Raw genomic sequence first — 25465 nt, 5'->3', positions numbered from 1 at the left:
GCTTAGAACGCCAGCTGGCGCTCCCCTTGCTGAATGGTGACCCACTTCAATTCGGTCATGTCCGCAATCGAGTAGCGGCCATTTTCCTTGCCGTAGCCACTGTCCTTGAAGCCACCGAAAGGCGCATTCGGATCATCATCAAAGGAGTTGTCGTTGATGTGGACCGAACCTGCCTCGATACGCTCGGCAAAATCCATGGCCTTTTGCAGATCGTTGGTCAGAATGGCAGAGGACAAGCCGTAGGACGTATCATTAGCCATTTCCAGAGCATGCTCATAGTCACGCGCCTTATAAATGGCAGCCACAGGCCCAAAAGTCTCCTCGTGGTACAGATGCATGTCCGGGGTCACATCGCACAAGGCCGTAGGCTGGATCACATTGCCTTCGCGGCCACCACCTGCCAGCAAGGTTGCCCCCTTGGAGACGGCGTCCTGAATGTGGGCCTGCACAAAATCAGCCTGTTCGGAACTGATCAGCGGACCAACCGCGGTTTGTGGCAAAGCAGGATCACCAGTAGGAATACGAGCCACCTGCTTGGCAAAGGCTTCGCAGAACGCATCGTAAATGCCCTGCTCCACAATGATGCGCGAGTTGGCCATGCACACCTGGCCCTGATTGAAATAGATGCCGAAAGCGGCGGAGCGCACAGCGTAATCCAGCGTGGCATCATCCAGCACCACGACCGGGCTTTTACCACCCAACTCCAGCACAATGCGCTTTTGATGGCGACCAGCCAGATCCGCCAGGATACGACCCACTCGAGCCGAGCCCGTGAAAGTCACCAGTTTGACGCGCGGATCAGAGAACAAGGTATCGCCCAGAGCTTCGTCGGTGGTCAGCAGAACGGTCAACACACCGGGAGGCAGACCGGCTTCTTCCAGAATCTCGGCAAACATCAAGGCAGCCATAGGCGTATGCGGCGAAGGCTTCAGGATGAAACTGTTACCCGCCGCCAGTGCCGGGGCCAACTTCTTGCCATTGAGCAGCAAAGGTGCATTGAAAGGCCCGATCCCAGCCACCACGCCCAAAGGACGACGAATGCTCATGGAAATACGCCCTGGCAGGTCCGACGGCATGGTTTCACCCCGAATATCGCGGGTCTGACCGGCGGCAATACGGAAGGTGCTGACGATGTAATCGCACTCGAACATGGCCTTGCCAAAGACGTTACCGCCCTCTTCAACCAGCACACGCACGATGTCGTCGCGACGGCGTTCCACAATGTCAGCCGCACGGCACAAAATCGCTTCACGTTCACGGGCCAGCATCTTGCCCCAGATGCGCTGTGCACGTTCTGCACTGGCTAGCGCTTCTTCAATGTCCTGTTTGGTCGCCAGAAAAACGCGAGCCAGCGGTTTGCCCGTATAGGGATTGACCAGGTCCTTATGCAACTGACCTTCTGATTTCCAGGCCTGTCCGTTGATGTAGGGGTAGACCTGCTTTAGCTGCTCTGTCATGACTGCTCCTTTCCTGTGTTGTCTCCAGGTGCGCTTTGGGCACCCTTCATGGTTAAACCCGATAGCCACCGAGGTGCGCCATAGCTCACCATGCAGTACTGTCTTAGATACTATTCTTGAGCCGAATGCCTCTCTGTGTCGTGGACTGGGGCGCAGCCCAATCTGGACAATGGCGCAGAAGACGGAAAAAAACGCATGAGCACGAACTACCACTGGGATACGCAGGCTTTGCCACCCGGACAAGGCGCCAAGCTCTGGACTCAAGCCATTTCACTGTCCTTTCAGCATGTGCAAACGCAGTGCCACGGACAAAACTTTCATGGCACCTTGCGCTCGCAACGTCTGGGGGAGGTAGCGATCAACCGGCTGACCGCTCAGCCCTATCGGGTCAGCACAAGCAGGCCGCAAACGGATCAGCCCTGGTTGTTCTTGAATGTGCATCAACAAGGCCACTGCCGCCTGATTCAGAACGGGCGTGAGCAATGGCTCCCCGCCGGGAGCCTGAGCCTGAATATAGGCACTAGCCCCTTCACACTGGATTTTGTGGACGAGGTCATTATGACCACGCTGCGTTTGCCGCTGGATGGGCTGTTGCCCTATACCGGCCCTTTGAATGACGTGGTCGCCCAGCCCCTGGCGCAAGGCGCCAGCCTGCACTTGCTGGAACACTATCTGCAAGGCCTGCTGCTGTCTGCCGATGACTTGCGGGCGAATCAGCACGATCAGGCCTGGCGTTGTCTGCGCGACCTGCTGGCCATGAGCATTAACGAGCGGCGCTCTGCCCCGCCTGCCCCAGGCACAGCTCGGTACGAAGATGCATTGGGCTATCTGTCTGATCGACTGGGTGATCCCGCCTTGAATATTGCAGCCCTGTCCAAGCACCTGGGTATGGCACCGCGTACCGTTCAGGAACTGTTCAAAGCACAGGGAAGTACTTTTACAGTCCAGTTAATGCAGCTGCGGCTGGATGCAGCCGCACAGCTGTTGCGCCAGACACCGTCAAACACGGTGGCGCAAATAGCCTATTCAGTAGGGTTTTCAGATCTGTCCTACTTTCACCGCCAATTTAGACGGCGCTTTGGCATCACGCCAGGCCATTTTCATGCTCATGGCCTGAAGTCGTGAAGCAGAGATCAGAAACAGATCAAGTGTGATCGGCGTGTTCAGCCGCTGAACCGCATACCGGGCAAGCCGGATCTTTGCGGAAACGTACGGTATGCCAATTCATATTGAAGGCATCCACACTTAGCAAACGGCCCACCAAAGGCTCTCCGAAGCCGCCTAACAGCTTCAAGGCTTCAACCGCCTGTGCGCTGCCCACCATACCCAACAAGGGCGACAAAACGCCTGTAGTGGCGCAACGCAGTTCCTCGACGTCGTCCGCTTCAGGGAACAGACAGTGGTAGCAAGGAGCTTCGGGCTGACGCAAGTCGTAAGTACTGACCTGACCCGAAAAGCGAATCGCTGCACCTGACACCAAAGGTTTACGTAATGCCACGCAAGCACGGTTGATCGCATGGCGGGTTGCGAAGTTGTCGCAGCAATCCAGCACCAGATCCACTTGCTGAACCCAATGCATCAAGCCCGCTTCGTCCAGACGCTGAACGACGGGTGTCACCTTCACTTCGGGATTGAGCTGCTCGATATGCAGCTTGGCAGATTCAACCTTGTCCCAGCCCAGACGATCGGTGGTGTGAGCAATCTGACGCTGCAGATTGCTCAGTTCCACCTGGTCATCATCCACCAAAATGATGGAGCCCACACCCGAGGCCGCCAGATAAGCCACCACGGGGGAACCCAGTCCCCCGGCTCCAACGACCAGAATGCGAGAAGCCAGAATCCGCTCCTGCGCTTCTACCCCGAACTCATCGAGCAGAATATGCCGCGCATAGCGCAGTAATTGCTGATCTTCCACGTCAGGAACCTGTGTTTACGGCTTTACCGGTTCGAGCCCCTTGGGGGTGATTCGGAACCGCTCAACGCTGGGTTGCTGACTCAGGGGACTTTTTTTTTCCGGCGACTCGGACTCCACTTCCTTTTCGCGCTTGGCAGCCGCTTCCTTGGCGGCAGCTACTTTGGCTGGATCATTCTTGATCACAGGACGGCCAGCCAGATGGTTCAGCGCTTGCTGCAACTGGAAGTCGTCGTCACCACCGAATTCAAACATCTTGAACTCCGGGCTCATGCCCAGATCAGGCTGTTCTTCTTCGGTAGTTTCATCCACCTTGCTGTTGACCAGGTGACGCTTCAAGTCCACTTCACGCGGCAGGCGGAACAGATTGCCCTGGGCGGTGTCATCCACGACCACGTCCGGCTGTACGCCCGTTACCTGAATAGAAGTACCGTTAGGTGTGTAGTACAAGGCAGTCGTCAGTTTCAGGCCCGATTCCTCGGACAGAGGGACCACACTTTGCACCGAGCCCTTGCCGAAGGTGCGGTTACCGATAATGGTGGCGCGTTTGTGGTCTTGCAAAGCACCGGCCACAATTTCCGACGCCGAGGCCGAACCCACATTTACCAGCACCACGATAGGCACGTTCTTGAGCCAATCCAGTTTCTTCAGAACATCCGCGTCCGTATCCAGCTCGCCCAGAACGGACTGCATGGATTTGACGTAGTACTCGCGGTTGGAGGAAGGAATACGGCCCTTGGTGGAAACCACCAGATCACCCGAATCCAGGAAGGCGGAAGTCACGCCGATAGCGCTTTCCAGCAAGCCACCGGGGTCGTTACGCAGGTCAATCACCAAGCCTTTTGGTGCGCCTGGGCCTTTATGAACCTCGGACAACTGCTTGACCAGATCAGCAGCGGTACGTTCCTGGAACTGGGCAATGCGTACATAGGCCACATCGTCAGCCAGCATCTTGGAGCGCACACTGCGTACCTTGATGACATCACGCACCAGGTTGAACTCCAGCGGCTTGTCACGTCCGGCACGACGGATAGTCAGCTTGATAGAGGTTTTGGGCTCGCCACGCATTTGCTTGACGGCATCATTCAGGCTCAAATCCTTGGTGGGTTTGCCATTGATGTGCGTGATGATGTCGCCCGCCAGAATACCGGCGCGCGCCGCAGGCGTATCCTCGATAGGCGAGATAACTTTAGGCATCCCGTCTTCGCTACCAATCTCTATGCCTAGACCGCCGAACCCGCCTTGGGTCATGGCTTCCATTTCCTTGAAAGCGTCGGCATCCAGATAGGCCGAGTGCGGATCCAGATCGGTAAACAAACCCTTGATCGCGTTATTGACCAGGGCCTGATCCGTCAGGGGCTCCACATACGTGTTCTTGATGGCAGCGAACACATTGGCGAACTGCTGCAGTTCGCGCAAAGGCAATGGCTCGCCGCGTTGAGCGACCGCAGTAATGCCCAGGCTGATCAAGATACCGCCCACAGCACCTGCTGCCACTAGACCAATGCTGCCAATCCTTCGAGTGCTCATGCACATTCCCATTATTTTCAGATTCAAGACGGGGCCACCTCCCGGAGCTGACCCGACCATGCATTATAAGAGTAGCGTAAAGCGTCGACCAGCGTGAACTGGGCTGGAGTCGCTACCCCGCGCAACAAATGCGAGCAAACGTAAGCACCGCAGGCAAAAGTGGCTTAGGAACCTAACCAAACCTGCGGATTGATTGGCTTGCCTTGATGGCGCAACTCGAAGTACAGGCCGGGTTCAACCTGGCCGCCGGTGGCTCCCACCCGCGCAACCGCATCCCCACGCCCCACAATATCGCCTACTTGCTTGAGGGTGCTCTGGTTATAGGCATAGACACTCAAGTAATCGCGACCATGATCAATAATCAGCAAATTACCAAAACCGGTCATCCAGCTGGCAAAAACCACTCGGCCTGGAGCTACCGCGCGAACCGTGGTGCCGGCCTGTGCTCGCAACACAATACCGCGCCAAATGCCGCCATCAGGACGTTCAGCCCCGAACTTGCCTTGCATTTCGCCGCGTACCGGATAAGGCAAGCCACGTTTCAGACCCTGGAAACCACCTTCTGGTTCCAAGGCGGGAGCAGATGCCTGCTCGACGGGCTCCTCAACGACCTGAACCTCGCGCACTTTGGGAGCGGCTGGTTTGCTGATCGGCTCGCTAGGCTCGGACGACGCTTCCAGGCTGTCTGACAAGAGACGCTCGTTCGCGGTCGGCGGCGTGTAGGTCAGCGGTGGACGCGGAATCATGGGTTCCGGATCTGGCTTCTGTGGCGCAGCAGGTTCCGGCTTGCTAGGTGGCAAGGCCGCAGGCAAAGGCGGTTGCGTGGCACGAGCCCGCTCCAGCAACTCCCGCTCGCGCTCCAGACGCGCCTGTTCACGGGCGGCCTGCTCTTGTTTGGCTTTACGCTGCAACTCTTGCTGACGAGCCAGCTCGGCTTTGCGCGCTTCCTCTGCACGGCGCGCCGCTTCCCGTCGGCGTTGTTCTTCGGCGCGACGGGCCAGCTCGGCCTGTCGGGCAATTTCAGTTTCCAGGCCGGAGATCAAATCTCCCAGCCGTTTGTCATTACTTTGCAGGTTGGCAGCCTGACCGCGCTGGCGTTCCAGCTCGGCGCTGATGTCAGCCACCACCTTGGCTCGTTTTTCTTTTTGTTCTTCCAGAGCTTCCTTCTGAGCCGCGGCCTCCTTGGCCAGTTGCTCCTGCTCTTTCTCACGCGCGGCAACCTGGGTCTGCAAGCGATCCAGACGCTCTACGGTGCGACGTACTTTATGAACCTGCTCGGTCTGCTGACGCGAGACATAGCCCAGGTAATGCAATTCGCGGTTAATGGCGTTGGGATCATCACCCGACAAGAGGGCAGACCAGGGCGACACACCATTGGCGTATTGCGCTCGTAATTGCTCGGCCAGCTCCTGCTGACGTTGCTCTTTGATCACTTGCTGTTCGCTGATCTGTTTGCCCAGCGTACCTAGCTGCTGGTGCAATTGTTCCTGCCGCTGCTCAATCTGAGCCAGCGTGCGATCGATATCGGAAATAGCCTGCTCGGATTCGCGCAAGGCATTGGCGGCGTCACGACGCGAGCTTTCGCTGGTGTCGATGGTTTTGCGCAGCGATTCGATCTTCTGGCGCAGCTCTGCCTGCTGCTTTTGAGCCTGGGCCTGGCGGGCGGCCAAGTCCGGATCAGCAGCCAGGGCCGGTAAGGTCCAGGCTGCCAGCAACAGGCAAACGCTGTAGCGCCACATTATTTACTGCGCCTTGCCCTGATTGGCCACGGCTTGCATCTGAGCCGCAATCGCTTCCTGGTCGCCCAGGTAGTAATGACGGATAGGACGCAGGTTTTCGTCCAGCTCGTACACCAAAGGCTGGCCGGTAGGAATATTCAGGTGAACGATGTCCTCGTCAGAGATGCCGTCCAGGTGCTTGATCAGCGCGCGCAAGCTGTTGCCGTGAGCCGTCACCAGAACGCGACGGCCGGAGCGGATTGCAGGAGCAATGGACTCGTCCCAGAAAGGAACCACGCGGGCTACGGTGTCTTGCAAGCACTCGGTGCGAGGCAGCTGATCAGCTGGCACACGAGCGTAGCGAGCATCAAAACGCGGATTGCGTGGATCGTCTTCAGCGACGGGCTCGGGAGCGATTGCGTAGGCACGACGCCAGACCAGGACTTGATCCTCACCGTACTTTTGTGCGGTTTCGGCTTTATTTAAGCCCTGTAAAGCACCATAATGGCGTTCGTTCAGGCGCCAGCTCAAACCTATGGGGGTGTGCATGGCGTCCATCGAATCCAGGGCGATCCACAAGGTACGGATAGCGCGCTTGAGGACCGAGGCGAAAGCCAGGTCGAACTCAAAACCGTTTTCTTTAAGCAGATCACCGGCCTGCTTTGCCTGTTGACGCCCGGTTTCGGTAAGATCGACATCGGTCCAGCCAGTAAACCGGTTCTCCAGGTTCCACTGGCTTTCGCCGTGCCGCATCAGTACAAGTTTATACATGGTAAAAACAGCCTCGAGGTTGAAAAATTGGCGCCACTCTATAATCGTGTGATCTTGCCCTTTTTTCTTGCTTTTCTTGGTAATCAACAGGATTTAACGTGGACTTCATCTTAAGTCAGAACAATCTTCTAATTTTAGCAATTGCGGTGCTTGCCGGCATTATGCTGTTAATACCCAGCTTTTTCAAAGGCCGTGCGGGACGCGCAGTTTCAAGCTCGGAAGCGGTACAGATGGTAAACCAGAAAGACGCTATTTTGATTGATCTGCGCAGCGCCGATCAGTTCAAGGCCGGGGCAATTGCACAATCTCGCAACATTCCTGCTGCCGACCTTGACGCCAAGGCCAGCACACTGCCCAAAGACAAGCCTGTCATTCTGGTGTGCGATACCGGTCGCAGCGCTCCGCGCAGCGTGGCCGTCCTGCGCAAGCACGGCATCAACGAAGCCTACACATTGCAAGGCGGTATTCAAGGCTGGCTGCAGTCCAGTCTGCCCGTCAAAAAATCGTAAGCTCCCCCTTCTACGAGGCTCTCATGGCAAAAGTCACGATGTACTCCACAATGGTGTGCCCTTATTGTGTGCGCGCTGAAATGCTGCTCAAGCAACGCGGCGTAACTGAAATCAATAAAATCATGATTGATCGCGAACCCGAACAGCGCGCTCTCATGATGGAGCGCACCGGTCGGCGTACCGTTCCCCAAATCTACATTGGCGACACCCATGTAGGTGGCTACGATGATCTGGCCGCTTTGGACCGCGAAGGTGGCCTGCTGCCTCTGCTGGCTGCCTGATTTTTTTTCTAACAATTTTTTTATCCCATAGGATCACCCATGGCCGACCAGAACACCCCAGCCGCTGACCAGGAAGCTCAACAACCCAGCTTCAGCCTGCAGCGCACCTACATCAAAGACCTGTCCATCGAAATGCCCAACGCTCCCCAGATCTTTCTGGAGCAAGAGGCCCCTTCCGTGGAAGTGTCCATCAATGTAGGCGGCCAACGCCTGGCTGACACCGTCTACGAAAGCACCGTCACCGCTACTGTGACCACACGCATTGGCGACAAGGTCATGTACCTGGTCGAAGCCACCCAAGCCGGTATCTTTGAAGCTGCCAACATTCCTGAAGAGCAGCTCGAACCCCTGCTGGGCATTGTGTGCCCCACCATGCTGTACCCCTACTTGCGCGCTGCCGTGGCCGACGCCATCAACCGCACGTCCCTGCCTGCCCTGCACCTGACTGAAGTGAACTTCCAGTCCCTGTACGAGCAGCGTCTGGCCCAGCAAGCCGCCCCCGCTGACGGCCAGCCTTTGCAGGCCTGATGATGTCAAGCGCGCACACTCCTGTTCGTGTTGCAGTCCTGGGCGCAGGCAGCTGGGGAACGGCCTTGGCCGCTCTGGCCAGCACCCAGGCTCCCACGATGGTATGGGCGCGCAAAGCATCAACCGCACAAGCCATCGGGCAGGATCATCGCAATCCAGCCTACCTGCCCGATGTCGTGCTGCCCGACTCGCTACAGGCCAGCGACAGCCTGCAGCAAGTCATGGAGTTTGCCCTGGCTGATGACACCGGCCCTGCCCTGCTGATTCTGGGCGTGCCTGTGCGTGGTCTGGCGCAAACCTGTGTGGATCTGGCGCAGTACCTGCCTGCCACACGCCGCCATCCCGTCCTGCTGGTCTGGACCTGTAAAGGCTTCCATCAGGAAAGCGGTTTGTTACCCCACCAAATTGTGCGTGAAAGCCTGCCCGACCATCCCTGGCTAGGCCGTGCCGTGCTCTCTGGCCCTTCGTTCGCCCTGGAAGTGGCTAAAGGCCTGCCTGTTGCGCTGACACTGGCCTGCGAACCTGCTGATATGGCCGGCATTGCCCTGGAGGCTTTGCATGGCAAGCAAGCGCGCCTGTACACCAGCACCGACATGATCGGCGTGGAAGTGGGCGGCGCTGTCAAAAACATCATGGCCATTGCCTGTGGCATTGCCGACGCTCTGGGCCTGGGCCATAACGCCCGTGCTGCCCTGATTACCCGAGGCCTGGCTGAAATGCAGCGCCTGGGTGTTGCGCTGGGTGGTCAAGCCGAAACCTTCTCCGGCCTGGCGGGCCTGGGAGATCTGGTCCTGACGGCTACGGGCGAATTGTCCCGCAATCGCCAAGTAGGTCTGGCACTGGGTGCTGGTGAAAGCCTGGACAGCATCCTGGCCACCGGCATTACCGCTGAAGGTGTACGCTGTGCCCGTTCGGTTCTGGAAATGGGCCGAGCGCACCAGATTGAATTACCGATTACCGCCGCGGTCTGCCAAATCCTGTTTGAAAAACTGGCCCCGCGCGAAGCTGTCCACGCCTTGCTTACCCGCGAGGCAAAGCAGGAAGGCCACTAATACCTTCGTCTGCCCGATCTGGCACTTCACCCGCGCTGCCAGAACTGCAGTCAACCGTCTCTTACTCAGAATAAAACAATGTCATTGCTTGCTCGTTCTCGTGATCTTCTGATCCGCTCCGTCCTGGGGCTGGCCTGCACTGGTTTGCTGGCTCAATCGGCTCTGGCCCAATCCAGCTGGCCTGAGCGCCCGATTCAAATGGTCGTGCCCTTTCCAGCAGGCTCCTCGCCTGACGCCCTGGCCCGTGCCATTTCCGAGCCCCTGTCCCAAGCTTTGGGCCAAACTGTCATTGTTGATAACCGTCCTGGTGCTGGTGGCAATATCGGCACGCGCTTTGTGGCGCATGCCAAGCCCGACGGCTACACCTTGCTGCTGACCATCAATGGTCCCATGGTGACCGCCCCCACCCTGTACAAGACCTCGCTGGGCTACGACCCGCTGAAAGACTTGCAGGCCATCTCCATGATTGGCACCAGCCCCAACGTGCTGGTCGTGCCGGCCAACTCGCCCGCCAACACGGTGGAAGAGTTCATTGCCCTGGCGAAATCTCGTCCTGGCGAATTGAACTACGGTTCAGTTGGCCCCGGCAGCTCGGCCCACCTGGCCATGGCCATGCTGGAACATGCGGTTGATATCAAACTGGAACAAATCCCCTACTCGGGCTTTCCACAAATCCTGACCGCCATTATTGGTGGCGACATTGACGCCGCCTTCATGGTGCCCGGCATTGCCATGCCCCAGGTTGAAGCGGGCAAGGTGAAAGCTCTGGCCGTAACCTCCTTGCAGCCCAGCGAATTGCTGCCCGGTCTGGACACCATGGCACAAGCCGGTCTGGAAAACTTCGAGGCGATTTCCTGGGACGCCTTCTTTGTGCCCCACAATACCTCGGACGATGTGGTCAAGCGCCTGAACCAGGAAATCACCACCATCCTGCAACGCGACGACATCAAAGCCAAGCTCAACGCCTTTTACTTCTCGTCCGAGCCTTCCACCCCGCAGGAAATGACGGACAAGATCATTGCCGACAAGGCTCGTTGGGATGAAGTGATTGAACGCCTGAATCTGTCGCTGGAATAAGGACAAGATCGAAAAAAACGGCCCTGCAAATTCAAGATTCGCGGGGCCGTTTTCTTTGCAGCCATCACTCAAAAATAAATACGCGCAGTTCAATGAAAAATGTGGCGTCGCCCAGGACTACACCATTGCGGCCTGTCTCTACACAAGCTTAAACCCCACCTTCGTAACCCGCTTGCCGCCAGGCATCAAAAACACAAATCGCCACGGCATTGGACAGGTTCAAGCTGCGTTGCCCCGCCAACATGGGCAGACGAATCCGCTGCTCGTTGGGAAACAAGGCCAGTTGTTCTGCAGACAAGCCTGCGGTTTCGCGGCCAAATACAAATACATCACCCCGCTGAAAGCTTTGCTCAGCCAGCAAATGGCTGCCACGTGTAGTCAAGGCAAACGCGCGATCCGGCGCGGAGCCGGTGGCCTGGAGGGCTTCTTCCAGGCTGTCATGTACCTTCACCTGCGCCCACTCGTGATAATCCAGCCCGGCACGACGCAGCTTGCTGTCTTCAAGCTCAAAGCCCAGGGGCCGCACCAAGTGCAGGACACAGCCCGTATTGGCTGCCAGTCGAATGACGTTACCCGTGTTGGGAGGGATCTCGGGCGAAACCAGGACAATATGAAACATGAAAAACCTAAAAAGTGCAGAAAAAGCCGCGAACAAGCGAGGAAGTATACAGGGCTAGGATGCCTTCAATTTCCAGGGAGCTCGTGCAGCGACCAAGGCATAAACAGACTGTGCGCCCGCCAAACGGCAGGCCCGTGCCAGGGCATCCAAAGTGGCCCCTGTGGTCAGCACATCATCGACCAACAGCACATCACACCCTTGTAGCGACTCCCGTAGGTTAAAAGCACCCCGCATGGCCTGCCTGCGAGCCTGACGCCCCAAGTTCTTCTGGGCCTGCTCGTGCCGTAGCTGCGCCGTGACGATATGCAAACGTGCTGACAAACCCAATTCATGTGCCACGCGCTTGGCCAGCACGGCTGCCGGGTTAAAGCCCCGCCGGTGCAAGGCTTTACGCTGCGAAGGCACTGGAATGACCCGGCAAGCGGCGTTCAGCACAGGCCCATGCCTACGCCATTGCTGCACCATCAGCTCCGCCAACACCGCTGCCATTTCCAGCCGACGGGAAATTTTAAACGCATGTATCAACATATCGCCAGGATGTTCATAATCGAATCCGGCAACCGTCGCTTGCAGGGACAATTGCCCTGCTCCGCAATCCGGGCAGGCCAGTAAAGCCAAGGGCGGCAAGGCCAAAGCACAACGAGGGCAGCGCAAATCCTGGGCGGGTGTTGCCAGCGCGTGTCGGCAAAAGCGGCACAGTGCGCCACTTTGCGAACGCAATCCGCACAGCACACAAGGCCGTGCCAACAGTGGAATCCCTACAAGACGGTGGGTCGGCTCGCGCCGAAACAGGGGATGCGCCATAATAGATCATTACCTTTCAGAGCCAGGCTGATTCGATCACAGCACATGCCACTGATCCAGGCCAGCAACGTCCGCGCAACTATGTCCCAGTTACCTTCTTTACCAATCAACTCCGCCCACGTCGAGCAGCAATTCAATCGCCGCGCTCCCCTGGATCACGCTCAGTTTCTTTATGGTGAAGTCGCCCAACGGATGTTGTCCCGGCTGGCTTTGGTGCGCTTGCAACCCACTCATATTCTGGATGCCGGCTGTGGTGCCAGCCACGCGCTGGAGCCTTTGCGTTCCCGCTACCCGGATATGAACTACACCGGTCTGGATCGCAGCGCCAAGCTGTTGGAGGTTGCCCGCGAGCGCTACCAATCCAAACCCAGCCTGTGGCAAAAACTGCGCAACCAACCTACCCCTGCTGCCAACTGGGTTCAAGCCGATATGGCCAACAGCGGCCTGCCCGCAGAAAGCCAGGAGCTGGTCTGGTCGAACATGGCACTGCACTGGCACCCGGAACCGCATCGAGTCCTGGCTGAATGGAACCGCCTGCTGAAACCCGAGACGCTGGTCATGTTCTCCTGCTTGGGTCCCGGCTCTTTTGCCGAGCTGCGCAGTGCCATGGAGCAAGCGGATCTGGGCACCCAAACGCTGGAATTCGTGGACATGCACGACTTTGGCGATCTGTTGCTGGAAAACGGTTTTGCTGATCCCGTGATGGATCAGGAGGTCGTGACGCTGACGTATCGCAGCGCTGAAAAACTGCTGGATGATTTGCGTCTGCTGGGCGGCAATCCGCACCCACAACGCAAGGCCAGCCTGAGCACCCTGCCCTGGCGTCAACGCCTGCTCAATGCGCTGGAGAAACAGCGCCATATGGACGGCACTTTGCATCTGAGTCTGGAAATTGCTTACGGGCACGCCTGGCGCGCTCGTAGCCGTCGCAGCACCCAGGGCGAGGTCAGCGTGCCGATCTCCACAATCAGCCGCCGCCCCAAACCCCAGGAATAAACCGCGCTTAGAAACGGTATTCGGCCTGCAACCAGAAGCGGCGGCCATCTTCCGCATAGGAATAGGCTCCGCTGGTACCCGAGTCGCGACGACGATCGGTCAGGTTATAGACGGCCGCACTCAAGCTCAGATCTTTTCTGGCACGCCAGCTAGCTCCCAGATCCACCGTAGCAATCGTCCCCATGCTTTCGCTGACAGCACCGCCCTGTCCCCAGGAAATATTGGTTTCCCGACCACGCACGTTCAAGGTCGAGAAGGCTGACACGGCTTCATTCGGCGTCCAGTCCACGGTCAGGCTGCCCATATTGCGTGGGGTCGCCACCAAGGGCTGTCCTTCAGACTGCGGGTAGCCAAAGCCCAGGATAGTGGCGCTGCCATTACGCACCTTGGAGTCCGTAAAGGTATAGCTGCCGCGCACTTTCCATTGCTCGTTAAAGCGATAGGCCAAGCCCAGTTCCAGACCCTGAACCCGTGCTTCAGTGATATTGAAGTAGGTGCTATACATGCTGTTGGTATACGGGTCCGGTGGCACAGGACGGCCATCGGGGTAGTACAGCTGACGCGAGCCGGTATTGGCGATCTTGTTTTTGTAGCGGGTGTGGAACAAAGTAGCGTTGGCGCTCAACGGTCCGCCATCGTCAAAGTACAAGCCCAGTTCTACGTTGGTGCTGACCTCAGGTTCCAGATCCGGATTGCCCCAGGTATAAGCACCGCCACGCTGCGGCAAACCGATTTGCGGATTGCTTTGCATGATGGTCGGAGACTTGAAACCCTTGGCGATCCCGCCTTTCAGCGTCCAGGCATCCGTCGCACTCCAGACACCGTACAAACGGGGAGTCCAGTGACGGCCATAGAACTCGTTGTCGTCCATACGCACGCCGCCGGTCAGGGCGAAGGATGGGCTCAGGCTCCATTCATCTTCCAGGAACAGGGAGTATTCACGCACGGAAGTATCCACACCTGCGCCATTCGGATTGGCGTAGTAGCCATCGGCCTTCAACTCGCTTTTGCGCCACTGAAAACCACCCACCAGCATGTGATCGGCCAAAGGCAGGGTGAGCTTGCCATCAATCACGGTATTGCGAAGATCAGGGCGGGCGCTTTGAGTGGGGCCATCGCGATAGGCTTGTTCACGGTTCAGGCTTAGCTCCGTATCAAAGCGGCCCCAACGCCCCGTATGGGCCAGCGTATAGCTGTCGCGCACGTACTCGTTTTCATTGGCCTTGCCCGTCAAAGCCAATGACTTGCCGGGGGTGGTCCAGAAATGCTGGGTCGTGCGGCCAGCTTCAAACATGAACTCATGATTGTTATTGGGGGTTGCCCACAAACGCACCGTACCGTTTTGACGTTTGGCACGCGCAAAGCCATTCAACACCTGATCTTCCTGACGTTGCTTGTGGTAGCCCCAGAACTGCAAGCCCAAGCGCCCCGGCACGATGGGGCCAGACAAGTACAAATCAGCCGAGCCGCTATTTCCAGCCGAACCACTGTCCTGCAAGGTATAGCCACCGGTCAAGGAGCCGTGCCATTTGTCGGCCACTTTGCGCGTCACAATATTGATGACTCCGCCCAAAGCCTCAGAGCCGTACAAGGTCGACATGGGGCCACGCACCACTTCGATACGCTCAATGGCTTCCAGCGGGGGAATCCAGTTCATGTCCAGAGCCTCAGACACCCCACCCTTCATAGTGATCTGACGCATGTCCTGGCGGCGACCATCAATCAAGACCAGCACATGCTCGGACTCCATGCCGCGAATCGAGATAGCCCCTTTGTCGCCACCTAAAATGCTGACGCCCGGCACCTGGCGCAAGGCATCGGCCAAAGACTCAAAGCGTTTCCCCTCCAGCTCCTCGCGCGGAATCACGGTGATAGAGGCTGGTGCGCTCACCACTTCCTGAGCGAATCCCGAGGCGGTCACCGAGATTGCACTTAACTGCTCAACTTCATTGCGTTCCTGAGCCCAGGCGGACATACACGCCAAGGATAAGGCGGCCAAGGGCCAACGCAGGCCCGTTCTCATTTTCATCAGAATTCTTCCATTATTTATAATACGAACCAAACTCATTTCTATTTGCTACTATCATGAGCCCGGTTTCTGACCGTAGTCTGATGAAAACTATTCTGATTATTGAAGACCACCGGCCTTTGTTGAGCCTGTTGGCAAGCCATCTGCAAGGGCAGGGATATGCAATTCGCACCGCTACGACGGGGCGGATTGGTCTTGCCCTGCTGCAAGAACATAGCTTTGATGCCCTGATTCTGGATCTGGGATTACCCGATATGGACGGCATGGAAGTTCTGGCGCAGCTGCATCGCCCAGATCGCAGCCAGCGCCTGCCCTGCCTGATCTTGAGTGCGCGCGATGCCGTCCACAATCGCATACAAGGGCTGCGTGGCGGTGCGGACGACTATCTGCTCAAACCCTTTGATCTGGTTGAGCTGGAGGCCCGCCTTGGCGCAATCCTGCGGCGGGCTGCGCCCCATCGTTACCAGCAACTGGTGATCGCGAATCTACGATTCGAGCCTGAAGTGCGACAAGCCTGGGTCAATGACCAAGCCTTGATGTTGCCACGGCGGGAAAGCCTGCTCTTGCTGGAGCTGATGCAGGCCAGCCCCCGTTTGCTGGTCAAGGATTATTTGCTGGAGCAGCTCTATCAAAACCAGACCGACATCAGTCTGAATGCCATCGAAGCGTTGATCTCCAAACTACGCCGCAAGCTGCGCGAGCAAAATGCCCTGGTTTGCATCGACACGGTGCGCGGTGTGGGCTACCGCTTGCGCGCTCTGTGAGCAGGCGCGCCTTCAGTCTGCGCGGGCGATTACTGATCAGCCTGCTGCTGATGCTGGCCTTGGGCTTTTGCGCTCTGGCCCTGTCCTTGTTCGATACCCGCGACGAGCTGCGCCGCATCAGCCTGTTTTTGCAGGCCGAAGAAATCGCCCGCGACTTTAAACCCTCGGAATCATTGGATAGCTTGCCGCGTCAGTACGCCGGTGGGGAAATGTCCTATTCGCTGTACAGCGCCGAGGGTGAGCTGCTCCAGGCCTCATCCAATCTGGCAAGTCCACGACGCCTGCGCCCTGCTCAGCCCGAAGACGAGCTGGCCTTGTTCAGGCTGAAGCATCGCAGTGGCTATGTGGTGTCGGTTTCGGTCACGCTGCCCAGTGGCGAAATCCTGATGGTGGCCAAACGAGACCAGCGCGAAAGAGAGTTGATCGGAGCCTTGCTGCAAACCCGCATGTGGCGCTCACTGCTTTTGTGGCTGCCGGTGTGTGCGTTGGGTCTGTTGTTGATCGCCTGGCTGATTCATTGGACCTTGCGCCCGGTACGACAAGCGGCAAATCTGGCTGCGACGCTGGGCCCTGCTCAACCCGAGCTGCGCTTGCCGGTCACTGAACTGCCCAAAGAAATTTGCCCCTTGGCACAGGCCGTCAATCAAAGTCTGGACCGCCTGATGCAGGCCTATCACCATGAACAACAACTGGTCGCAGATGCCGCGCACCAACTGCGCACCCCATTAGCTGTGATGTCCTTGCGTCTGCAAACGGCTGAACACCACAGCGAGCAGGACTGGGATTTGCTGCGCGAGGATATTACCCACTTGCAGCGTCTGGTCAGCCAATGGCTCAGCCTGGCCCGCAAGCAGGAGCAGGCTACGGAGCTAACAGACCACACAGCCCTGGCACCGTTGTGCCGCCGTGTGATGGGAGACTTATGGCCGCTTTTCGAGCAGGCCAATCGAGAGATCCAATTTCACGATGATAGTTCGCTCGATACGGTTCAAGCCTGTGAGGCCGATCTGTCCGAAGCCATTGCCAACGCACTGGACAATGCCCTAACACATGGCAAAGGCACGGTCAGCTTGCATTTGCATAACCCACAGCCAGACCAATGCGCGATCGATATCAGCGATCAAGGTGCAGCCTTGGATGCGCAAACAGCTCATCTGGCCTTTGAGCGCTTTCACAAGCAAGACAGCGCCAGCAAAGGAGCGGGCCTGGGGCTGACGATTGTGCGTCAGATTATGTTGCGCCACAGTGGCCAGGCCCTGTTCCTGCCCGGCGCACCCTGCACTCTGAGGCTCTTGCTGCCACTAGCGGCTCCCGCCTCTGACAAAAAAACGGTTTAGCGGTAAACTCGTCCGGTTGGCCTCCCCGGCCAACTACGTTCTCAGGGCGGGGTGCAAGTCCCCACCGGCGGTAATGGCACTAGCCTAGCCCGCGAGCGCCTGACCTGTGGTCAGGGACAGCAGACCCGGTGTGATTCCGGGGCCGACGGTATAGTCCGGATAAAGAGAGAACGGGATACCCTCATAACCTGTACAGGAGTCATCCTGCTATGGGCTTGAGCTATCCTGCTTCCTGCATGCCCTGTTTTTGTTGTCATAAAACAGGAAATCAACATGAACAGTATTACCTCAGCCAATCTTCTGGCTCCCCGTATCGCCTTTATTCAAGCTTGTTGGCACAAGGACATTGTGGATCAGGCCCGACTGGGTTTTATCGACGAAGTCAAAGCCCTGGGCCACGACAGCAGCCTGATCGACTTCTTTGAAGTGGGCGGCGCCTTTGAAATCCCGCTACATGCACAACGTCTAGCCCAATCGGGACAGTACGCTGCTGTTGTCGCTGCGGGTCTGGTGGTTGATGGCGGTATTTATCGCCACGACTTTGTGGCTACCGCAGTGATTCAAGGCTTGATGCAAGTCCAGCTCAGCACCAACGTGCCGGTGTTTTCAGTCGTGCTGACTCCTCACCATTTCCATGATGGCAAAGAGCACCACGATTACTTCCACCGTCACTTTGTAATCAAGGGCCAGGAAGCGGCCCGTACATGCCTGGATACCGTGAGCAAGTTGCAAGCACTGCCTGCGGCATCCGTCGCCGCTCTCTAAACGGCAAGGCGGCCTGAAAAGGCCGCCTCAATCCCAAACCCCCCAGGCTGCTTTTACCCGCAGCGCCAGAGCTGGCCAGAAGCTTGCTGGCCATGCATTTGGTAACTACTGTATCAAGACTGGTTACGCTTGCGCGACGAGTCTATACCCAGCTGTTTAAGCTTGCGGTACAAGTGGGTGCGTTCCAGACCAGTACGCTCCGACACACGCGTCATGCTGTGATTTTCGCGGCGCAGATGATATTCAAAATAAATGCGCTCGAACTCGTCACGCGCTTCGCGCAAAGGCAGATCCAAAGAAATGCTGCCTAGCTGGGACTCATCCTGCTCGACTTCAGGGACGGCCATGGCAGGTGCCATACCGGGAGCCATTGTGGCGGTTTCAGGGCGGCGATCACCACCTTGAGCCACCGGGCGGGCAGCGGCTGCCAGCGCCTTGGGTGCAACGGTACGCTCCAGACCCGAGGCGACGGTCTTGAGCAGGCGCTGCATGGTGATGGGTTTTTCCAGGAAGTCCACCGCACCAATACGGGTTGCTTCCACCGCGGTATCCACCGTGGCGTGGCCACTCATCATGACCACTGGCATATCCAGCAAGCCTTGAGAAGCCCACTCCTTGAGCAGGCTGACACCGTCAGTGTCTGGCATCCAGATATCCAGCAAGACCAGATCGGGGCGGCCCCGCAAGCGTGCCTCGCGAGCCTGGGCGGCATTCTCTGCCAATTGCACGGTGTGCCCTTCGTCGTAAAGAATTTCCGACAAAAGTTCCCGAATGCCGATTTCGTCATCAACTACCAGAATTCTGGCCATAAAACGTCACCTACGTGATTTTTACGCATTATCGTTTGCTCGCCGCCCAGAGTCCAGACGAATATGCTGGCCAGCAAGCCGGGTAAAGAGGATGGAAATGCGAGCCCCCCCCTCACGACGATTGGAAACATCGATTCTGCCGCCGTGCTCCTCGATGATTTTCTTAACTATAGCAAGTCCCAGACCCGTGCCGGTGGGCTTGGTGGTTACGTAAGGTTCAAAAACGCGCACCAGCATCTGGGGATCAAAACCTGGCCCGTTATCTGACACCACAAAACTGACCGCATCAGAAGAGTCGGAACCTTCTACGCCCGCAATCATGGTTTTAACAAATACATGCGCCTGGTCAAGTGATTGATCCTGGGCAGCCGCTTCACGAGCATTGGCCAGCAGATTATGGATAACCTGCCGCAGCTGCGTGGGGTCGCCTTGAACCATGGGCAAATCAGGGTCCAGCTCCACATCAATTGCCACACTATAACCATCGTCCCGGACCATGCCTTCTTCCGGGTCCCAACCATATAAAGTCAGCACTTCGGTAATCAGCTCGTTCAGATTCAGAGCTTGCATCTGAGTCGCCGGTTTACGAGCATACTCTCGGAAATCTTCCACCATCTTCTTGAGCGAACTGACCTGATTGACGATGGTATTGGTATAACGCAGCAACATGGCAGCATGGACTTCATCCAGCTGCGACTCCAGTTTCATGGCCAGTCGTTCGGCCGACAACTGAATAGGCGTTAACGGGTTCTTGATCTCGTGTGCCAGGCGTCGAGCCACCTCGCTCCAGGCCACCAGACGGCTGGCGGAAATCACGTCGGTAATATCGTCAAACACCACCAGATACCCGGTTGGCTGACCATCTACACGCAGCAAGGTACCACGGGCCAAAACGGTGACGATAGTATCACGCGCTTCATTACCTTCTTGCATTTCCAATTCAAACTGCTGCTGCCAGTAAGGATGATCCGAGCCCATGGCCTGATGCGTGGAAAAGGCTTCACGTATCACCGAGGCAAAGGTCATGGCCCCTTCCAGCGTTTCCAACGGGCGACCTTTAATCGAACGCAGATCCACCTGCAAGATACGCTGCGCCCCCTGGTTGAACATGGTGACGCGGAACATCTCATCAAAAGCCAGCACACCACTGGACAGGTTGCTGAGTACCGACTCCAGGTACATATTGGAGCGCTCCAGCTGCAGACGATTTTTCTCGACCATGCGACGCGCTTCATCCAGCTGTCGGGTCATGGCATTGAAAGAGCGCGTCAACTGGCCTACTTCATCTTTGGCAGGTGGCTCAGGCAAAGCCCGGTAATCCCCCACCCCTACCGCCTGCGTACCGGCAGCCAATGTCAGCAAAGGGCGCGTCAGGCGGCGCGACAAGGCCAAGGCAGCCGCCACAGCCGTAAACACCGCCAGAATCAAGGCCAGCGTCAGCGTTATGCCGTAGAGCTTGCGCAAGCCCTGACGAGATAAGGCCAGCTCCTGATAATCCCGGAAACCTTGCTGCACCTGGTTGGCATTGCGTGCAATCTTGTCCGGTACAGGCTGAATGACCTGCAGCCAGCGCGAGTCTGCCGTGCCACTCAAGGTTGCCGCAAAGCGATTGGGATCGGCCAATGGTAGAACCGTGCGCAGACGCAAGCCCGTGGACTCTGCGGGAACCCCGCCTTCGTCCAGGCCGTTGTCGTGAACAGGCGCATCATCATCCACCTCGGCAGCCGAATAGCGGCCTGCAATACGCAGTTGATTCATCACGCTGGACGGCGGCATATCAGGCAGCAGCGTGTCGTAGCGGCCCGAGGAAAAGGCAATCAGACGACCATTGCCCGAAAACACCATTGCCTCCGTCACCCCGCTGTTTTCACGCAAGGAGATCAGCAAGCTGCTGTACTGCGCGCTGTCCGCCTTGTTCAGTGCCGACACCATTTCATTGGCACGACCTTCCAGCTCATTGAGCTGCGAATCCAGGGCGGCACGGCCCAGGCTCAAGCCCGACTCCAGGGCCGTATCCACCCGCACGTTGAACCAGGACTCGATCGAGCGCGACATGAACTGAACCGAGAGCAGGTAGATCAGCGCCCCCGGAATAATGCCGATCAAGGTGAAGTAAAAGGCAAAGCGCGCCGTCATGCGGGCACCAAACTGACGCCGGCGTATTTGTCTGAACAGACGAATCGTCAGCAACAGCACCCAGGAAATCAGCGTGGCGGCCAGTACACCGTTGAGCACCAGCAGCAAGTCATACTGCTGCGCATAGCGCGAAGCGTTACCCGTAGACCAGACAAGAAGAGAAAACAGCGCCAACGCGCTGACACCCGCTCCGAACAGAGCGGTGCGCAAGATCCAACGTATCAAGGTTGGGGCTCGTCGACGGAGACGGAAAAGGAAAAGGTTTTCCATGGAGTAGCCAATGTCCAGGCAGAACTATTGATGGCGTCCACTTGAAACGGACGGGCCAGCAAAGAGGTATCCAGGCGCAAACGCACACGACCCTGATATTCCTGGTCGCGGTCCAGATCAGCCACATAGGCCACGGCCCAGCCGCGAATATGTCGCAGCATGGCCAATGCGTCGTTCATGGAGGATTCGGGCAGAGAAAGGTCCCCGGTGCCCACGCGCCACTGACGGGTCAGGGCGTTATACACGACCCGCCAAGTTTGTTGTTCTTTAACAACGTTTTTGTCAAACCAGTACCAGCGGGGTTTGGCCAATTCCACTTCAACCGTGAAATACAGCGGCACCCCTTTCTCGGCAGCGGTGCGCAATTCCGGGCTTAACTCGAATTCGACATCCGCGTCGATATACAGTTTTTCATCCCGAATATGGGGCTCGACCTTGACGACCCGCTCTCCCGACGTAGCGACCGGCACAATGGTATTGGCCGAGCTTAGCGCGCAGTTGAAAATCAGCAGAAAAGACAGAAAAACGCGCCACATCGTGATTAACCGCAAAAAGGACAAAGTCAGAGCCCTAATTGTGACAAGTCAAACCGGGCGCGTAAATAAGGCGTAGAAAAAACCGTCGCCATCTGCCAGCGATCGTCCCGCAACGCCGGGCAAAATCTGGCCAGGAGAGTCCAAAAGCTGCGCCTCGGGGTGACGAGCCAAAAACGCCTCGACCTGTTGTTCCCCTTCAGCCGGGAAAATCGAGCAGGTCGAATACAGGAAATGCCCGCCAGGCTGCAATGTGGACCACAAGGCATCCAGTATAGAGCTTTGCAAACGCGCGGTATCAGCAATGTCCGACTCGCGACGCAACCAGCGAATATCGGGGTGACGACGCACAATCCCCGAGGCGGTGCAAGGCACATCCGCCAGGATGGCATCAAAGGGCTGACCATCCCACCATTGAGCAGTACGCGCCGCATCACCCCGTTTTAATTGAACCTTGTCACTGGCCAAACCCAGACGACGCAGGTTGTGACCTACACGCTCCAGACGTTCACCATCCGAGTCCAGGGCCAGCAAGGAAACATCCGCCTGTTCCAGCAAATGGGCCGTCTTGCCACCCGGAGCCGCGCATGCATCCAGCACGCGCATGCCATCCTTGACCGGCAAGAGCAGACCCGCTTGCTGAGCCGACCAATCCTGCACCGACCACCAGCCCAGATCAAAACCAGGAATCGCCTGAACCGGCATCGCCTTGTCCAAGGTGACGGCGCCCGTGCCAGGGCTGCTGGAAGCAATGCCGGCCTCTGTCAGCACAGCCTGCAAGCGCTCCACTGAACAACGACGCTGATTCACACGCAAGGTCAAAGGACCGGGACGATTGGCCGCTTGCAACAGCGCTTCCCAATCACGCGGGTAAGCACGGCGCAATTCCTTGACCCACCAGCCGGGGTGATTCCAGCGTGCTTCAGGGCGGCTCTCCACCTGAGACAGGATCATCTTGCGCTCGCGTGTAAAGCGACGCAGCACCCCGTTCACCAAACCCTTGGACAGACGCAGCGCAGCTTGGCTATCAGCCGCACGCACAGCCTGATCCACCACCGTATGCACGGCATAGACCGGCACATCCGGGCGATCCTCAAAAGTCTTGGCATCCTCTTGCACACGCATGGCTGTATCCAGCAAGGCCAGCGACACCATCAGCAAGGCATCCAGCCAGGTATTGCTGGGCTGGCGTGGCACCAGCGTGATACGAATCTGACGGGCATGACCCAAACGGCGCAAAACATGGAAGCTGACAGACTGCACCGCCGCACGGGCAGGCGCTGGCGTTGCAGCCAGGCTTTCAGTCAGGGACTTGCCTGCCAGCACGCCTTCAATATTGCGCGCGCTCAGCAGCATGACTTCGGACAGGGGCAAAGAGGGGGAAAGATGGGTGTCGGACACAGAACAACCGCTAGAAAAGAAAAATATGACTGCGACTGTAGCACTATTTGCCGCATAAACCGGGCTCAAACGCACAAGATCCGCACGCATCCGGGCATGGGACGGTAAAATCAAGCCTATTTCCCAATTTCGAGCCCTCAAGCTCCAGAAGGACCCTCTATGAGCGCCCCCAAAGTCGGATTCGTGAGCCTGGGTTGTCCCAAGGCCCTGGTCGATTCCGAACGAATTCTTACCCAGCTGCGTACCGACGGCTATCAGATCACCCCCAGCTACGACAATGCAGATGTGGTGGTGGTCAATACCTGTGGCTTTATCGACAGCGCCAAGGCCGAATCGCTGGAAGCGATCGGCGAGGCACTGGCTGAGAACGGCCGCGTCATTGTCACCGGCTGTATGGGTGTGGACGAAGGCCTGATTCGCGACGTGCACCCCTCGGTGCTGTCCGTTAGCGGCCCCCAGCAATACGAACAGGTACTGCGCGCCGTGCGTGAAGCCGCACCGCCTTCACTGGATCACAATCCCTATATTGATCTGGTACCCCCACAAGGCATCAAACTGACCCCACGTCACTACGCGTACTTGAAGATTTCCGAAGGCTGTAACCACAGCTGCAGCTTCTGTATTATCCCGTCCATGCGCGGCAAGCTCGTCAGCCGTCCTGTCGGTGATGTACTGGGCGAAGCCGAGCGTCTGGTCAAGGCCGGCGTCAAAGAACTATTGGTGATCTCGCAGGACACCAGCGCCTATGGCGTGGATATCCGTCAACGCACCGGCTTCTGGAATGGCCGCCCCGTCAAGAGCAGCATGCTGGATCTGAGCGCCGCCCTGTCCGAACTGGGTGCCTGGGTGCGTCTGCATTACGTCTACCCCTACCCGCACGTGGACAACATCATCCCGCTGATGGCTGAAGGCAAAGTGCTGCCGTACCTGGATATTCCCTTCCAGCACGCCAGCCCTTCGGTGCTGCGTTCCATGAAGCGCCCTGCTTTTGAAGATCGCACCCTGTCACGTATCAAGCAATGGCGTCAGGACTGCCCGGATCTGACCATCCGCTCCACCTTCATCGTGGGCTTCCCCGGCGAGACCGAGGAAGACTTCCAATACCTGCTGGACTGGATGACCGAAGCCCAACTGGATCGCGTCGGCTGTTTCCAATACTCCCCCGTGGAAGGCGCCCCCGCCAACAAGCTCGACGGCATCGTCCCCGACGAAGTCAAACAAGAACGTTGGGAGCGTTTCATGGAACATCAACAAGCCATCTCCACCGCTCGCCTGGCCGCCAAAGTGGGCCGCGAAATGGACGTGCTGATTGATGAAATCGACGAAGACGGCGATGCCGTTGGCCGCTCCAGCGCCGACGCCCCCGAAATTGATGGCAACGTCTTCATCACCAGCGAACAAAAACTGGAACCCGGCCAGATGGTGCGTGTGCGCATTACGGATTCCAGTGAGTACGATTTGTTTGGTGAACAGATCTAAGCACTGGCTAGTCCTGATAGCCTGATCAAGCCAGTGGGGTCACAATGACCACACTGGCTTTTGTACACAAGTCCCTCATTAACTTCCCTGCTCACCTGCTCTGCTGCCCAGCCTCCTCATTCAGGCATAGGCGGCCCGGCACTTTACCCAAGGATCTTTCATGCCTGTCTACCAATTAGATCAACACGCCCCACAAATCGACGACAGCAGCTTTGTTGCCGCAGAGGCCACCCTGATTGGCAAGGTCGTATTGAAAGAGCACAGCAGTGTCTGGCCCGGTGCTGTTATCCGTGGCGATAACGAAACCATTACCGTGGGCGTAGGCTCCAACGTGCAAGAAGGCGCAGTACTGCACACCGATCCAGGCTACCCGCTGGATATTGGCGACCATGTCACCATCGGCCACCAAGCCATGCTGCACGGCTGTACCATCGGTGAAGGCGCGTTGATCGGTATCCAGGCGGTCGTGCTGAACGGTGCCGTCATCGGTCGCGATAGCCTGGTTGGTGCTGGCGCATTGGTCACGGAAGGCAAAGTCTTCCCGGAACGCAGCCTGATCATCGGATCGCCTGCCAAAGCCGTGCGTACCCTGAGCGATGAAGACATTGCCAAGCTGCGCCAGAACGCCAGTGTTTACGCCGAACGCGGCAGTCACTACAAAACAGCTTTGAAACGCATAGACTAAAAA

Annotated in this window: 24 protein-coding genes and 1 riboswitch; of the genes, 12 read left to right on the top strand and 12 right to left on the bottom strand. The window is 57.6% G+C overall.

Annotation, left to right across the window (positions count from 1 at the left end; genetic code table 11):
• Positions 1–2: 2 nt before the first annotated feature.
• The gene (locus tag KOE80_RS11285) at positions 3–1457 is read right to left on the bottom strand and encodes an aldehyde dehydrogenase family protein (protein ID WP_021447176.1); all 1455 of its coding nucleotides are present in this window, start codon (positions 1455–1457) and stop codon (positions 3–5) included.
• Positions 1458–1652: 195 nt separating this feature from the next.
• Here KOE80_RS11285 and KOE80_RS11280 point away from each other — a divergent pair, with 195 nt between their 5' ends.
• The gene (locus KOE80_RS11280) at positions 1653–2582 is read left to right on the top strand and encodes an AraC family transcriptional regulator (protein WP_226349168.1); all 930 of its coding nucleotides are present in this window, start codon (positions 1653–1655) and stop codon (positions 2580–2582) included.
• Between the two features lie 19 nt (positions 2583–2601).
• Here the strand turns inward: KOE80_RS11280 and KOE80_RS11275 are convergent, their stop codons facing one another.
• The 4 genes from KOE80_RS11275 to gpmA form a co-directional block, all read right to left on the bottom strand.
• The gene (locus KOE80_RS11275) at positions 2602–3372 is read right to left on the bottom strand and encodes a HesA/MoeB/ThiF family protein (protein WP_226349167.1); all 771 of its coding nucleotides are present in this window, start codon (positions 3370–3372) and stop codon (positions 2602–2604) included.
• A gap of 15 nt (positions 3373–3387) precedes the next feature.
• Positions 3388–4899 (bottom strand): S41 family peptidase, encoded by a 1512-nt coding sequence (locus tag KOE80_RS11270; RefSeq protein ID WP_021447177.1) that lies wholly within the window; start codon positions 4897–4899, stop codon positions 3388–3390.
• Between the two features lie 164 nt (positions 4900–5063).
• The gene (locus KOE80_RS11265) at positions 5064–6638 is read right to left on the bottom strand and encodes a murein hydrolase activator EnvC family protein (protein ID WP_115634451.1); all 1575 of its coding nucleotides are present in this window, start codon (positions 6636–6638) and stop codon (positions 5064–5066) included.
• 3 nt (positions 6639–6641) lie between these two features.
• Positions 6642–7388, bottom strand: coding sequence for a 2,3-diphosphoglycerate-dependent phosphoglycerate mutase (gene gpmA / locus KOE80_RS11260; RefSeq protein ID WP_009458620.1), 747 nt, complete (start codon positions 7386–7388; stop codon positions 6642–6644).
• Between the two features lie 161 nt (positions 7389–7549).
• Here gpmA and KOE80_RS11255 point away from each other — a divergent pair, with 161 nt between their 5' ends.
• The 5 genes from KOE80_RS11255 to KOE80_RS11235 all read left to right on the top strand — a co-directional run bounded on the left by KOE80_RS11255 (position 7550) and on the right by KOE80_RS11235 (position 10835).
• Positions 7550–7897 (top strand): rhodanese-like domain-containing protein, encoded by a 348-nt coding sequence (locus KOE80_RS11255; protein ID WP_226349166.1) that lies wholly within the window; start codon positions 7550–7552, stop codon positions 7895–7897.
• Between the two features lie 23 nt (positions 7898–7920).
• Entirely contained in the window at positions 7921–8178 is a 258-nt protein-coding gene (gene grxC, locus KOE80_RS11250; RefSeq protein WP_009458616.1) for a glutaredoxin 3, read from the top strand.
• Positions 8179–8217: 39 nt separating this feature from the next.
• Positions 8218–8706 (top strand): protein-export chaperone SecB, encoded by a 489-nt coding sequence (gene secB / locus KOE80_RS11245; RefSeq protein WP_009458614.1) that lies wholly within the window; start codon positions 8218–8220, stop codon positions 8704–8706.
• A complete protein-coding gene (locus tag KOE80_RS11240) occupies positions 8706–9758 on the top strand; it encodes an NAD(P)H-dependent glycerol-3-phosphate dehydrogenase (protein WP_226349165.1) in 1053 nt (350 codons plus the stop codon). Before secB ends, KOE80_RS11240 begins: the two co-directional genes overlap by 1 nt.
• A gap of 78 nt (positions 9759–9836) precedes the next feature.
• On the top strand, positions 9837–10835 hold the full coding sequence (locus tag KOE80_RS11235) for a Bug family tripartite tricarboxylate transporter substrate binding protein (RefSeq protein ID WP_035270263.1): 999 nt from the start codon (positions 9837–9839) through the stop codon (positions 10833–10835).
• A gap of 148 nt (positions 10836–10983) precedes the next feature.
• On the opposite strand, the gene KOE80_RS11230 is transcribed toward KOE80_RS11235, so the two are convergent.
• Positions 10984–11454, bottom strand: coding sequence for a tRNA (cytidine(34)-2'-O)-methyltransferase (locus tag KOE80_RS11230; RefSeq protein ID WP_060185351.1), 471 nt, complete (start codon positions 11452–11454; stop codon positions 10984–10986).
• 54 nt (positions 11455–11508) lie between these two features.
• Positions 11509–12258, bottom strand: coding sequence for a ComF family protein (locus KOE80_RS11225; RefSeq protein WP_226349164.1), 750 nt, complete (start codon positions 12256–12258; stop codon positions 11509–11511).
• 81 nt (positions 12259–12339) lie between these two features.
• Here KOE80_RS11225 and KOE80_RS11220 point away from each other — a divergent pair, with 81 nt between their 5' ends.
• On the top strand, positions 12340–13254 hold the full coding sequence (locus KOE80_RS11220; protein WP_031232879.1) for a methyltransferase domain-containing protein: 915 nt from the start codon (positions 12340–12342) through the stop codon (positions 13252–13254).
• Positions 13255–13261: 7 nt separating this feature from the next.
• On the opposite strand, the gene KOE80_RS11215 is transcribed toward KOE80_RS11220, so the two are convergent.
• Positions 13262–15283 (bottom strand): TonB-dependent receptor domain-containing protein, encoded by a 2022-nt coding sequence (locus KOE80_RS11215; RefSeq protein WP_137430624.1) that lies wholly within the window; start codon positions 15281–15283, stop codon positions 13262–13264.
• 83 nt (positions 15284–15366) lie between these two features.
• Between KOE80_RS11215 and KOE80_RS11210 the strand changes: the two genes are divergently transcribed.
• The 3 genes from KOE80_RS11210 to KOE80_RS11200 all read left to right on the top strand — a co-directional run bounded on the left by KOE80_RS11210 (position 15367) and on the right by KOE80_RS11200 (position 18149).
• A complete protein-coding gene (locus tag KOE80_RS11210; RefSeq protein WP_226349163.1) occupies positions 15367–16047 on the top strand; it encodes a response regulator transcription factor in 681 nt (226 codons plus the stop codon).
• A complete protein-coding gene (locus KOE80_RS20445) occupies positions 16044–17384 on the top strand; it encodes an ATP-binding protein (protein ID WP_226349162.1) in 1341 nt (446 codons plus the stop codon). The genes KOE80_RS11210 and KOE80_RS20445 overlap by 4 nt, the downstream gene beginning before the upstream one ends.
• Positions 17385–17417: 33 nt before the next feature.
• Positions 17418–17560, top strand: a riboswitch (FMN riboswitch).
• A gap of 97 nt (positions 17561–17657) precedes the next feature.
• On the top strand, positions 17658–18149 hold the full coding sequence (locus tag KOE80_RS11200) for a 6,7-dimethyl-8-ribityllumazine synthase (RefSeq protein WP_226349161.1): 492 nt from the start codon (positions 17658–17660) through the stop codon (positions 18147–18149).
• Positions 18150–18262: 113 nt separating this feature from the next.
• Here KOE80_RS11200 and KOE80_RS11195 read toward each other — a convergent pair whose 3' ends face one another.
• The 4 genes from KOE80_RS11195 to rsmB are packed head-to-tail and all read right to left on the bottom strand — an operon-like array spanning position 18263 to position 23253.
• A complete protein-coding gene (locus tag KOE80_RS11195) occupies positions 18263–18958 on the bottom strand; it encodes a response regulator (RefSeq protein WP_137430621.1) in 696 nt (231 codons plus the stop codon).
• A gap of 21 nt (positions 18959–18979) precedes the next feature.
• A complete protein-coding gene (locus KOE80_RS11190; RefSeq protein WP_035270606.1) occupies positions 18980–21316 on the bottom strand; it encodes a sensor histidine kinase in 2337 nt (778 codons plus the stop codon).
• Positions 21316–21900 carry a DUF4390 domain-containing protein gene (locus tag KOE80_RS11185; RefSeq protein WP_026483737.1) on the bottom strand — a complete coding sequence of 195 codons (585 nt, stop codon included), beginning with the start codon at positions 21898–21900 and terminating at the stop codon, positions 21316–21318. Before KOE80_RS11185 ends, KOE80_RS11190 begins: the two co-directional genes overlap by 1 nt.
• A gap of 48 nt (positions 21901–21948) precedes the next feature.
• Positions 21949–23253, bottom strand: a complete 1305-nt coding sequence (gene rsmB, locus KOE80_RS11180; RefSeq protein WP_226349192.1) for a 16S rRNA (cytosine(967)-C(5))-methyltransferase RsmB — start codon at positions 23251–23253, stop codon at positions 21949–21951.
• 204 nt (positions 23254–23457) lie between these two features.
• Between rsmB and rimO the strand changes: the two genes are divergently transcribed.
• Positions 23458–24777, top strand: coding sequence for a 30S ribosomal protein S12 methylthiotransferase RimO (gene rimO, locus KOE80_RS11175; protein WP_042486799.1), 1320 nt, complete (start codon positions 23458–23460; stop codon positions 24775–24777).
• 160 nt (positions 24778–24937) lie between these two features.
• Complete coding sequence (locus KOE80_RS11170; protein WP_226349160.1) at positions 24938–25462, top strand: gamma carbonic anhydrase family protein; 525 nt, start codon at positions 24938–24940, stop codon at positions 25460–25462.
• Positions 25463–25465: the final 3 nt, after the last annotated feature.

It is taken from the genome of Alcaligenes sp. 13f (assembly GCF_020496585.1).
GTDB lineage: Bacteria > Pseudomonadota > Gammaproteobacteria > Burkholderiales > Burkholderiaceae_B > Alcaligenes > Alcaligenes phenolicus.
The sequence above is the reverse complement of the archived record's forward strand: the minus strand, read 5'-3'. Positions and strand labels throughout refer to the sequence as shown.

Coding starts and splice junctions, on each gene's coding strand:
- KOE80_RS11225 (WP_226349164.1), bottom strand. CDS start 12,258: ATGGCGCATCCCCTGTTTCGGCGCGAGCCGACCCACCGTCTTGTAGGG.
- KOE80_RS11280 (WP_226349168.1), top strand. CDS start 1,653: ATGAGCACGAACTACCACTGGGATACGCAGGCTTTGCCACCCGGACAA.
- KOE80_RS11210 (WP_226349163.1), top strand. CDS start 15,367: ATGAAAACTATTCTGATTATTGAAGACCACCGGCCTTTGTTGAGCCTG.
- KOE80_RS11265 (WP_115634451.1), bottom strand. CDS start 6,638: ATGTGGCGCTACAGCGTTTGCCTGTTGCTGGCAGCCTGGACCTTACCG.
- rimO (WP_042486799.1), top strand. CDS start 23,458: ATGAGCGCCCCCAAAGTCGGATTCGTGAGCCTGGGTTGTCCCAAGGCC.
- secB (WP_009458614.1), top strand. CDS start 8,218: ATGGCCGACCAGAACACCCCAGCCGCTGACCAGGAAGCTCAACAACCC.
- KOE80_RS11215 (WP_137430624.1), bottom strand. CDS start 15,283: ATGAAAATGAGAACGGGCCTGCGTTGGCCCTTGGCCGCCTTATCCTTG.
- rsmB (WP_226349192.1), bottom strand. CDS start 23,253: ATGCTGCTGAGCGCGCGCAATATTGAAGGCGTGCTGGCAGGCAAGTCC.
- KOE80_RS11220 (WP_031232879.1), top strand. CDS start 12,340: ATGTCCCAGTTACCTTCTTTACCAATCAACTCCGCCCACGTCGAGCAG.
- gpmA (WP_009458620.1), bottom strand. CDS start 7,388: ATGTATAAACTTGTACTGATGCGGCACGGCGAAAGCCAGTGGAACCTG.
- KOE80_RS11200 (WP_226349161.1), top strand. CDS start 17,658: ATGAACAGTATTACCTCAGCCAATCTTCTGGCTCCCCGTATCGCCTTT.
- KOE80_RS11235 (WP_035270263.1), top strand. CDS start 9,837: ATGTCATTGCTTGCTCGTTCTCGTGATCTTCTGATCCGCTCCGTCCTG.
- KOE80_RS11240 (WP_226349165.1), top strand. CDS start 8,706: ATGATGTCAAGCGCGCACACTCCTGTTCGTGTTGCAGTCCTGGGCGCA.
- KOE80_RS11285 (WP_021447176.1), bottom strand. CDS start 1,457: ATGACAGAGCAGCTAAAGCAGGTCTACCCCTACATCAACGGACAGGCC.
- KOE80_RS11185 (WP_026483737.1), bottom strand. CDS start 21,900: ATGTGGCGCGTTTTTCTGTCTTTTCTGCTGATTTTCAACTGCGCGCTA.
- KOE80_RS11195 (WP_137430621.1), bottom strand. CDS start 18,958: ATGGCCAGAATTCTGGTAGTTGATGACGAAATCGGCATTCGGGAACTT.
- grxC (WP_009458616.1), top strand. CDS start 7,921: ATGGCAAAAGTCACGATGTACTCCACAATGGTGTGCCCTTATTGTGTG.
- KOE80_RS11170 (WP_226349160.1), top strand. CDS start 24,938: ATGCCTGTCTACCAATTAGATCAACACGCCCCACAAATCGACGACAGC.
- KOE80_RS11230 (WP_060185351.1), bottom strand. CDS start 11,454: ATGTTTCATATTGTCCTGGTTTCGCCCGAGATCCCTCCCAACACGGGT.
- KOE80_RS11255 (WP_226349166.1), top strand. CDS start 7,550: ATGCTGTTAATACCCAGCTTTTTCAAAGGCCGTGCGGGACGCGCAGTT.
- KOE80_RS11270 (WP_021447177.1), bottom strand. CDS start 4,899: ATGAGCACTCGAAGGATTGGCAGCATTGGTCTAGTGGCAGCAGGTGCT.